The organism is Myxococcus sp. CA039A (assembly GCF_013336645.1).
GTDB lineage: Bacteria > Myxococcota > Myxococcia > Myxococcales > Myxococcaceae > Myxococcus > Myxococcus llanfairpwllgwyngyllgogerychwyrndrobwllllantysiliogogogochensis.
Genome location: NZ_JABUMQ010000386.1, coordinates 1 through 9487, shown reverse-complemented (window position 1 = coordinate 9487; position 9487 = coordinate 1). Strand labels below are relative to the sequence as shown.

The following is a 9487-nucleotide window of genomic DNA, read 5'->3' as shown; positions in this document are numbered from 1 at the left end:
GCGTCCTCCCGGAGCGGCCCCGGAGGCGTCGTCCGTTGAACGAGTGGGCCTCCTCCCGAGGAGGCCTCCTTCGAGCCGGACAAGCGAGTCATGGGAGCCAGGCGCGCGGGTCGTCCGAGCCAGGCCGCCTGCCCTGACCCCATCGCCCGGACACCCGTGGCAGGGGCGCCAACGCGCCTCTCAAGCCCCTGGATTCACGCGGGTTTCCGGGTGGCGTGTGCCTTGCTCTCCCCGGGCCCATGCGCTGTCTCCGCCTCCTGCTCCTGTGCCTGTGCGGGCTCGTCACGCCGCTCGCGAGGGCGGAGCCTCCTTCTCGCAGTCTGGGCGTCACCGTGTTCCCGGTGGGGGCGTTCGTCCTGAAGGACCCGGACGGGCGGCGGGAGGTGGGCTACAGCGCCGGGCTGGCCTGGAGCTATCGCCGGGAGCAGTCCCTCCTGGAGGTGGGCGGACACGTGGCCTCCAACCGCCGGCTCACCGAGGCGACCCCCATGTCCCTGCGAATCACGATTCCCGAAGCACGCCGGGTCCGCCCGTACCTGGGGCTGGGGGTGAGCCTCCTGGTGTCCCACGGCCGGGAAGGGGAGGAGCCGCCGCGTGTTCTCCAATTGGGGCCGGAGCTGTGCGGGGGAATGGACGTGGAGCTGGGACGCCGGCTTTTCCTGTCCGCCCAGGCCCGCTACCAGAACTTCTCCGCCAGCGGGTCTCCCTTTTCCGGGCGGCGCCAGGCGCTCTCCACCGCGTTCCTGGGACTGGGAATGCACCTGTAGGCACCCTCTGGCGCTACAGGGCGGGAGCGACCTGTTGGAAGAAAATTTGCGCCAACTCTTGCGTCCTCTACAATCCCCGACGGTTGCGGCTCGGACGCGTCCGACATGCTCGGATGTTCAGCGGACTGCACAACAAGGGAGCGGAGATGGAGCGCAAGGTCGGGAGTAGCACGGTGACGGCCAAGGAGGTCAAGGCGGCGCTGGAGAAGACGCGCACGCTCACGGCCGAGGAGGAGAAGGCGCTGCGCATGCGGCATGGCGCCGGCGCTTCCAGCACGCGAGCCCCGCTTCCGCGCGCTGCCGGTGACAACGAAGAGCTGGGCGACGAGCTGCTCGTCATCGAGATGCAGTTGATGAAGGCCATGCGCGCGCGCGCCGCGGCCAAGACGCCGGCCACCAAGGCGGCGGCGCCCGAAGCACCCCGTGCTCGCGAGACGGCCGCCAACCCGACGAAGGACAAGATCGTCCGGGCGCTGCGCAAGAAGAAGTAGTCGCTCGCGCAGCCACCACTACCGGTTGAGGATGGCCACGAGGCGCTCCCCCGCCTCGGGCAATGCCAGCGGCGTGCCCGACACCTCCGTGGCCAGTCCTTCCGCGTCATCCGTTCCACCCCGAGCGTACAGCCCCTTCAGCCAGGTGGCGGCGTTCGGGTTCCTCCAGAAGTCCTCGTTGAAGCGCTCGGTGAGGCGCGTGGTGAGTCGGGCCTCCAGGGCCCAGGCTCGCAGGTAGTGCGCCACGTAGAGCTGGGGGTCCACGTCGTACAGGTAGAACCCGGGATGTGGCTCCGCGAAGAGGGCGCGGCGCTGGCCGTCGGCGTACTCGTCGGCGCGCTCGGTGGACGGGCCCTTCCTGCAGAGCGACAGCTCGTAGGACAGCTTCGCGCAGTGGCGGCGCAGCACGCTGAGCGACTGGAACGCGGCCATCCGCGCGGTGTCGCGCGCGAGCATCGTGGCGAGGCCCAGGTAGCGCTTGAGCCAATCGGAGGACAGCAGCAGTCGCTCGAAGACGGCGGCGTGCGCTTCCGTCACGGCCGCGTCGCCCAGGCGGCGCAGCTCCATGGGCAGGTCCTCCGCGACATGCGCGCGGTGGTGGGCGTGGCCCAGCTCGTGGAGCAGGCTGCCCACGGCATCGAGTCCGCCGCGCGGCTGGAGCACCAGCCGGATGTCGTCCGGCACGCGGATGGTGACGACGAAGGGGCGGGGTGACTTGCCAGGGCGGTCCTCCTCGTCCAGGTGGATGCGGCCCCCAGCGTTGGGCGTGAAGCCCCACTCGCCCATCCACTGGCGCACCGCGGACCACGCATCCTCGCGGCGGAAGTGTTCGTCCAGCCACGGGGCCTGGAGCGCGGCCTGGACGTCATGTCGACGCGCGTCACCACCGGGCAGGGGCCGCAGCTGCGGGTCGGTCTTCTTGAGCACGTAGGTGAGCACGTCGCGGTAGGCGTCCTCGGTGCGCTTCAGCGTCTGCTCGGCGGCCTCGGCGAGCTTCGCGTAGGCGATGCCGGTGACGTCCTCGCGCAGGGACGGATAGTCCTGGGCACCCAGTCGCTCGGCGGTGAGCAGGGCGGCTTCGCGACGGTCGCCATAGGGGCTTCGGTGTTCCCAGAGGTAGTTGCCGACGGCGCGCTCCAGGCCGGCGCGGCGGGCACGATTCGGTTCGTGGGGGAGTCGCCCCATGGCCCCGGAGAAGTTGAAGGACTCGTCGTCGACGTTGAGCACCGCGTTGGCTTCCACGGTCGCCATGGCCTGGGCGGCACGGGCGGCGAGGGCCTCTTCCACCTGGGTGGCCACCAGCTCGCGCACAAGTTGGATGCGGCGGGCGGCGAGGACGTCGTTCTTGGCTCGGGCCTTGGCGAGCGCCTCGCTGGCGGCGACGAAGGTGTCCGGGGCGGACAGCTCCGGGAAGGAGGCGTGGAGGCTCGCGATGGGAAGCTCTCGCGCGAGGCCGGCACCATGCCGGTACTGAAGGGTGGCCAGCTCGGCGAGGAAATCGTCCAGCCGTGTGCGGACGGCGTGTAGGGGGCGGTCCATGGGGCGCGGACCGTACCAGGGCTGGCGGGCACAAAGGGCCGAGGGTGGGATGCTCCGTCGCTTGTTGGCCCCTGGAGGACAGGTGAATCCCAGCGAGCGAGCAGGCTCCGGCTTGTGGTTCGCCGTGCCTTTCTGTAGCGAGCAGCCCGGCATTGGACGCGTGTGAGGTGGGCCGTGAAGCGTCGGACATTCCGGGCGGAAGGCGCGCGGGCGGTGGTGGAGGCGGTGGCCGCGGAGCTCGGCTTGCCCGTGGAGCAGGCGCGTGGGCTGGTGGAGGTGGGCGCCGTGTACGTGGCCGGGCGGCGCTGCCGGGACGTGAAGGCGCGGCTGTCCCCCGGGCAGGTGGTGGCGGTGGTGCTGGAGGAGGGAGGGCAGAGCCCGCTGGAGAAGGCCCCCGACGCCCCCACGTTCCGCGTGTTGCATGAGGACGCGGAGATCCTCGCCGTGGACAAGCCACCGGGGCTCCCCGCGCAGCCCACGGAGGCGCGCGTGGGAGGCAGCCTGGTGGACCAGGTGAGTGGCTACCTGGGACGCGAGGCGGGACTGGTGCACCGGTTGGACCGGGAGACTTCGGGAGTCACGGTGTTCGGCAAGACGCCCCAGGCGACGTCGGCGCTGGCGGCGGAGTTCCGGGAGGGCCGGGCGCGCAAGCGCTACGTGGCGGCCACTGGCCCTGGGCTGCCCGCGTCGGGGACGGTGGACCTGCCGTTGTCGAAGGACCCGTCGCGTCCGGGGCGCTGGCGAGCGACTCGCGCGGCGAACGGCGTGCCCGCGCTGACGCACTTCCGCACGCTGTACGCGGGGCCGGAGTTCTGTGTGGTGGAGCTGTTGCCCCAGACGGGACGCACGCACCAGCTGCGGGCGCACCTGACGGCGCTTGGCGCGCCCATTCTCGGGGACTCGCGCTATGGCGGCGCGGAGCGGGCGGGAGGCGTCGACGCGGCCCGCTGCCTGTTGCATGCGCAGGCGCTGGAGCTGGCGCATCCGCGCACGGGAACGCCGCTGCGAGTGGAGGCTCTGGTGCCCGAGGACCTGCTCCGCTTCTTCACCCTCGTGGGCGTCGCGGTTCCCCAGGGGACCGTGCCCGAGAAGTGAAGGGGCTCACCGGGGTTTCGTCCGGCCGGGCCACACGGGGCAGGTCGGGCTCGGCCTCCAGGGCGGCCACACCTGGCATCAGGCGGTGGGGGAGGGCGTCGTCGTCCGCATCCATCCGGGCGAGGTCGAGGGCTTCCCGGAGCGCCCGGTTCAGGTCCGCCACCAGACCTGGGCCGCCGCCGTCAAGTTGCTCCATCCCTGGGTCGTGGGCGGCCAGTCCCGCCAGGACGGTGAGGGTGCCCGCCGAGCCACCGTCGACAGCAGGCAGCCGAAGGTCCTGGAGAGTGCCTTTCAGGAGGCTCGCCGTCGCTCGGGCCACGGGGGCCTCGGCATTTCGAGCGGGAAGAATGACGGTGACAACCGGGATGGCCGTCGTTGTGTAGACTGCCGCACCCATGGGTGGCGTGAGAAACGGCAAGGACGCCGGCACGCCGGAGCCCGCGGCCGTCCGACAGGAGGTGCCGCGAACCGGCATGCTCGAGGTCGGGTCGACGGACGATGCGGAAGTCGGGGTGGCTCGCCACCTTGGTGCCGCTGTGCGCTGGCTGCGCGAAGGTGCGCCCTCGCGGGCCTTCGAGGAGCTGGAGAAAGCCGGCCGGACCCTTCCCATGTCGCCGCGCCTGGCCGCGGGGCTCGTTCGCTTCGCGCGACTCGCGGGTGTCGAGGCTGTGGCCATCGGGTTGCTGGATTCCGTTCCCGCCACCGCATCCGCCGAGGTGCGTCGCGCCGTACGGCGTCAGCTCGCGCGGGTGTTGCGCAAGACGAACCAGGCGCCCCGAGCGGTCTTGGTGCTGGAGGCCCTGGTGGGGGAGTTCCCCGAGGAGCGCCGCGCGCGGCGGGTCCTCGAGGTGCTCCGCGCCAGGGGTGGGGTGAGCGGAGGGCGCGCACCGTCGCCGACGAGCGCGGTGCTGGAGAAGCTGCCCACGAAGAAGTCGGGCGTGCAGGCCATGGCGGTCTGGGAAGAGGACGAGGTCGACTACCACGCGGCGACGGTGGTCGACGTCACGGGTGCGACGTCGGGTCCGCCTGCCGTGGTTTCGCTGCCGCGTACGCTCACGATGGAGCTGGCGCGGGTGCAGTTCCAGGTGGAGGGCCCGCCCCTCGGGTTGTCGATGGTGGGGGCGTCGCCTGGAGTGGGCTCCGGTCGGGGAGAGCCTCCCGAGGTTGGAAGCATGTCGGAGGCTCCGACCACCGTGGTGCCGCGCGCGGCGGAGGCCGTGTCGCTGGAGGATGCGTCTTCAGCGCGTTCCGTGCAGGCGCCCACGTCGTCGGCGAGTGCGCCGGTGGTGCCGTGGGATGTGGACCCGACCGAGTCGGTGCCGAGCGCGGGGGCCTCGTCGGGGCAAGAGTCCTCGGAGCAGGGGTTGCGCGACAGCGGCTTGTTGTCCGTGGACTCCGCGCCATCACGCGCGAAGTCGGAGGCTGCGGCGAGTGGGGTGGTTCACGCTCCCGCCACGGAGGCTTCGGCGGAGCTGTCGTTGTCGAGGGACGCAGGTCCCGGAGCTGTGCGAGGCGTGGCGGGGAGTGATGCGTCGGGTGCGTTGACGAATGCGGCTCCGGGGATGGGGCGGCTCGACAAAGAGGCTCCCCCGAACGAGGCGGATTCAATCGCGGGGGGGAGCCGCACGGGGACGTTGCCGACCGAACAGGCTCCTCGTGCTGGGCAAGGTGACGAGGCGGCTACATCGAGCAACGCAGTCCCGCGTGCTGCGGCAGACTTCTCGAAGGACCCGTCGAACAACGGAGCCCTGAGTGGACCGGGTGACGCGGAAGTTTTGCCGAGCGACGTAGCGTCAACTGGGCTCAGCGACGCAGAGGTCTCGCGCAACAAGGCGGCTTCAACAGCACCCAGCGACATAGCGGCTACGCCCAGCAAGCAGGCTTCAACAGGGGCCAGCGACGCAGCGGCGACGCCCAACAAGCAGGCTTCAACAGGGACCAGCGACGCAGCGGCTTCGCCCAATAAGTTGGTTTCACCTGGGCCGAGTGGCGCAGCGACTCTGACGAGCGAAGTGGCTTCAGCCGGGCCGAGTGGCGCAGCGCCCCTGGCGAGCGAGCTGGCTTCACCTGGGCAAAGAGGCGCAGCGCCTCTATCGAGCGACGTGGCTTCAGCCGGACAGAGTGGTGCGGCGCCTCTACCGAGCGAGATGGCTTTAACTGGGCCCAGCGGCGTGGATGCCTCGCCCAACAAAGCTGCTGCAACTGGGCCTCTCGATGAGGAGGCCCTTCCCAACAAGGCGGCATCAACCAGGCAGAGTGGCGCAGAGGCTCTTCCGAGCGAGTCGGCTTCAACTGGAACTCGCGATTTGGGGGCTCCGCCCAACAAGGCGGCTTCAACCAGTCAGAGTGGCGCGGACGCCTTGCCGACCGGAGCCGCATCGAGTGCCGGGCTGAGTGAAGTGGAAGCCTCTCTGTCCGAGGTGGCTTCCTCAACCTCATCGAGTAGTGCGGCCGTCGGAACGAAGGCACGCGCCGGGGTAGGGCAATCCGAGCATCAGGTCGTGGCGGGTGCGAAGCCGACGGACTCAGTCGCTTCGCCAGCCCGTACTGCATCAAGCGCTGCCCATCCTCGCCTGGGACACGCCTCGACACAGGTCGCGTCGAGCTTGGAGTTGACCGTTCCGACGGCTTCGCCCATCGGAGCCGAGCCGAGCGTGAGTCGGACCGATGCGTTGGCTCTGCCTCTCGATGCCGAGTCCATCGCGGGCCGCGCTGACACGGGGGCTTCCTCAAGTCCGTCCCCGGCAAGCACGAACCTGACTGACGAGATGGCTTCGTCGTCTCGTGCCGCGTCGAGCGATGAGGCTGCTCCTCCGGCGGATGCGGCCCCTGGGTCCACTCAGGCCCTGGCGGACGAGTCCCCGACCGAAGCCGACCTCCGCGCGAAGACCCAGGTGGAGATGCCGGCCGTCAGGGTCGAAGACCTGTCTTTCCCCTGGGATGTTCCCCCGCAGGAAGCGCCACCACCGGCGCGCTCCGCTGCTGGAAGCCCAGGCCGCTCCTCGAAGGGGAAGCCTGCCTTCGCGAGCCCGCCCCCCGTGCTGCACCCGGTGGGCACGGAGCCCGCTCGCTCCAGGACGCAGCCAGCGCCATCCATCACGAGAGCTGAAGAGGCTCCGCGTTCGGAGACGATGGAGGTTCCTCTCGCCGACCTCTTCGCCGCACTGGGCGGCGCACCGCCCGGTATGTCGGCACCGGTCCGCGCGGAGCCCGTGCCCCGGAACATGGGCAGCCCCGCCACCGTGCCGCCGTCCCGAACGGGGCGACCTGGGCCCGTGGAGTCCACTCCTGGCGAGGACGCGGAGGAACTGGCGCGTTCGCAGAAGCTGGAGGCGCAGTTCGTCGCGCGTCGGGCCTGGCGTGAACTGGCCCAGCTGTACCTCAAGCGCGCGGACCGCGCGAAGGACCCCGTGGCGCGGGCGGAGGCGCTGACGCGGCTCGCGGAGGTGATGGAGACCGAGCTCCAGGACCCCGCTGGCGCGGCGCGCATGTACCGGGAGATCGTCGAACTGACCGGTGACCGGGCCGCGCTGCGTGAGCAGGTCCGGTTGCTGGCCTCGCGTGATGACGCCTCGCTGGTTCGGCGTGCGCTCGATGAGGCGATTCAGCATGCGAAGACAGGCCGCGCACGCGCCACGGCCCTGCTGACCCGAGGAGAGCGCTGGCTCCACATGGGGGAGCCGCAGAAGGCCCGCGCGGATTTCGAGGCCTCGGAGGCGCTTGTGCCGGGGCTGATTCCCGCGCTCGCGGGCCTGCTGCTGTGTGTCGAGGACGCGGAGCGCTCAGTCATCGCGACACGCCTTCGCTCGGTGCTCGCCGCCACGCCGCGTCGGGCGGCTGACCGCGCGGAGGCGCTCCGGGTGCTCGCGCGTACGGCGGAGGAACAGCTCGATGATTCGCGCCTGGCTCAGTGGGCCTGGGGCGAGGTGCTCATCGAGATTCCCGACAGTGAGCAGGCCCGTGAGCGGCTCCTGTGGCTCGCGCGAGAGTTGGGGGACATGGCGGCGCTCGGGCAGCTTCTTCGCGCCCAGATTGCGCGAGAGTCGCGAGGGCCCGTCGCGCGGCAGTCCCGCCTGGAGTTGGTGGCCACGCTGGAGTCGTCGGGAGACAGCGAGGCCGCGCTGAACGAGCTGCGTCAGGCGGTGCGCTTCGAGCCAGGGCACAAGGAAGCGTGGCTGCTGCTCGTGGAGCGCCTGCTGGCGCGCGACAACAAGGGTGAGGCGGCCTGGGCGCTCGAGAATGCGGCCACCGCGACGGAGGACGAACTCGAACGCGAGCAGACCTGGGACAGGCTGGCGCGGATGTGGCGTGAATCGCTCCGGAATCCCGAGCGCGCGCAGGTCTATGCAAGGCGCGCGGAAGGGCTGAGGCTCGCGCGTGAGGAGCGGGAGGTGGCTCCCCCCGAGCCTCCTCGCAGCGCGACACCTCGCCGTGAGCCGAGCGGACCCAAGTCACCGCTCGTTCCGTTGCCCGTGGCGACGACGTCTCTCGTCGCGGCCGGGCGCGATGACTTGTCCGAAGAAATTACGTCGACCTCCGACCCCAGTGTTTCTCCTGGTGGGGCCGCGGTGGAAGGCTCGGAGCGTTCGCCGGCGCCGCGTGGTGAGAAGGGCGGCGCCTCACAAGCCTCCGTGGCTGCGAGTGTATCGGCGGCGCGCGGGGACAAGGGACCGGGCGCGGCTCAGCGGCAGGAGAAGGCGACGATTCCTCAAGGGGCCGTTTCTGCTCGAGGTGGCGCGTCCGACGCTCGCGAGGAGCGGGGCGGATCGCCATCTGGAGGGCAAGGCGCTTCGGTCGCGCGCGGTGAGAAGGGGCCTGTGCTCACAGGCGGAGCCACTGCGCAGGGCAGTGCAGGAGGAGCGCGCCCGGAGAAGTCGCCGCCGCCTTCTGGCACTTCCTCCGCGTCGGGGGCTGTCGCTGAGCAAGGCGCGAGGTTGGCGGCGCCTGTGAGTGCAGCTGCCGCGCAAAGTGATGCAGCGAGCGCCCGGGGTGAGAGGGCAGCACCTGCCCGGGCCGAGGGTGTTCGCGCCGAGAAGCCCGCCGCGTCTGGTGCACGCGGCGAGCAGCCTGTCGCGTCCGGTGAACGCATCGAGAAGAACGCCGCGTCTGGCGGACGCGCCGAGAAGCCTGCCTCGTCCGGCGAACGCACCGAGCAGCCCGTCGGGTCCGGCGCACGCGCCGAGCAGCCCGTCGCGTCCAGTTCCCGCGCCGAGAGGCCTGCGTCTTCTCGGGCCGATGGCGCACGCGCCGAGAAGCCCGCACCTGCTGGGGCCACGGGAGCGCGCGCCGAGAAGCCCGCCGTACGTACCGAGAAGCCCGCAGCTGCCCGGGCCGAGGGCGACCACGCCGAGAATCCGGCACCTGCCGGAGCCACGGGAGCGCGCACCGAGAAACCCTCCGTACGCGCCGAGAATCCGGCACCTGCCGGAGCCACGGGAGCGCGCGCCGAGAAGCCCGCCGCGCGCACCGAGAAACCCGCGCGCCCACCGGGTCGCGCGCAAGAGTCGCGCGAGGATCCACTGGGCTCATTGGGCCCGGAGCTCGACAGACCCGCGCCGTCGGGGTCGACGGTGGCCTTCGGCGCGAATGTCCCCG

At 71.1% G+C, this 9487-nt stretch carries 6 protein-coding genes and 1 pseudogene; 4 read left to right on the top strand and 3 right to left on the bottom strand.

The window, feature by feature from the left end:
• The first annotated feature begins 239 nt into the window (after positions 1–239).
• Both HR086_RS40735 and HR086_RS40730 read left to right on the top strand, forming a co-directional pair.
• Positions 240–767 (top strand): hypothetical protein, encoded by a 528-nt coding sequence (locus HR086_RS40735; RefSeq protein ID WP_141646490.1) that lies wholly within the window; start codon positions 240–242, stop codon positions 765–767.
• A 146-nt stretch (positions 768–913) separates the two neighbouring features.
• Positions 914–1258 (top strand): hypothetical protein, encoded by a 345-nt coding sequence (locus HR086_RS40730; RefSeq protein WP_141646503.1) that lies wholly within the window; start codon positions 914–916, stop codon positions 1256–1258.
• 18 nt (positions 1259–1276) lie between these two features.
• On the opposite strand, the gene HR086_RS40725 is transcribed toward HR086_RS40730, so the two are convergent.
• Complete coding sequence (locus tag HR086_RS40725; RefSeq protein WP_174468300.1) at positions 1277–2797, bottom strand: peptidase M3; 1521 nt, start codon at positions 2795–2797, stop codon at positions 1277–1279.
• Between the two features lie 174 nt (positions 2798–2971).
• Between HR086_RS40725 and HR086_RS40720 the strand changes: the two genes are divergently transcribed.
• Entirely contained in the window at positions 2972–3892 is a 921-nt protein-coding gene (locus tag HR086_RS40720) for an RluA family pseudouridine synthase (protein ID WP_174468299.1), read from the top strand.
• Here HR086_RS40720 and HR086_RS40715 read toward each other — a convergent pair.
• Together HR086_RS40715 and HR086_RS40710 are read right to left on the bottom strand one after the other, a co-directional pair.
• The gene (locus HR086_RS40715) at positions 3843–4289 is read right to left on the bottom strand and encodes a glycosyltransferase (RefSeq protein ID WP_174454878.1); all 447 of its coding nucleotides are present in this window, start codon (positions 4287–4289) and stop codon (positions 3843–3845) included. The genes HR086_RS40720 and HR086_RS40715 overlap by 50 nt on opposite strands.
• A 339-nt stretch (positions 4290–4628) precedes the next feature.
• A complete protein-coding gene (locus HR086_RS40710; protein WP_174468298.1) occupies positions 4629–4841 on the bottom strand; it encodes a hypothetical protein in 213 nt (70 codons plus the stop codon).
• A gap of 2182 nt (positions 4842–7023) precedes the next feature.
• Here HR086_RS40710 and HR086_RS40705 point away from each other — a divergent pair.
• Positions 7024–9487 (top strand): annotated as a pseudogene (locus HR086_RS40705) (hypothetical protein); the annotation flags it as partial.

Coding starts and splice junctions, on each gene's coding strand:
- HR086_RS40725 (WP_174468300.1), bottom strand. CDS start 2,797: ATGGACCGCCCCCTACACGCCGTCCGCACACGGCTGGACGATTTCCTC.
- HR086_RS40735 (WP_141646490.1), top strand. CDS start 240: ATGCGCTGTCTCCGCCTCCTGCTCCTGTGCCTGTGCGGGCTCGTCACG.
- HR086_RS40715 (WP_174454878.1), bottom strand. CDS start 4,289: ATGGGTGCGGCAGTCTACACAACGACGGCCATCCCGGTTGTCACCGTC.
- HR086_RS40710 (WP_174468298.1), bottom strand. CDS start 4,841: ATGGCCTGCACGCCCGACTTCTTCGTGGGCAGCTTCTCCAGCACCGCG.
- HR086_RS40730 (WP_141646503.1), top strand. CDS start 914: ATGGAGCGCAAGGTCGGGAGTAGCACGGTGACGGCCAAGGAGGTCAAG.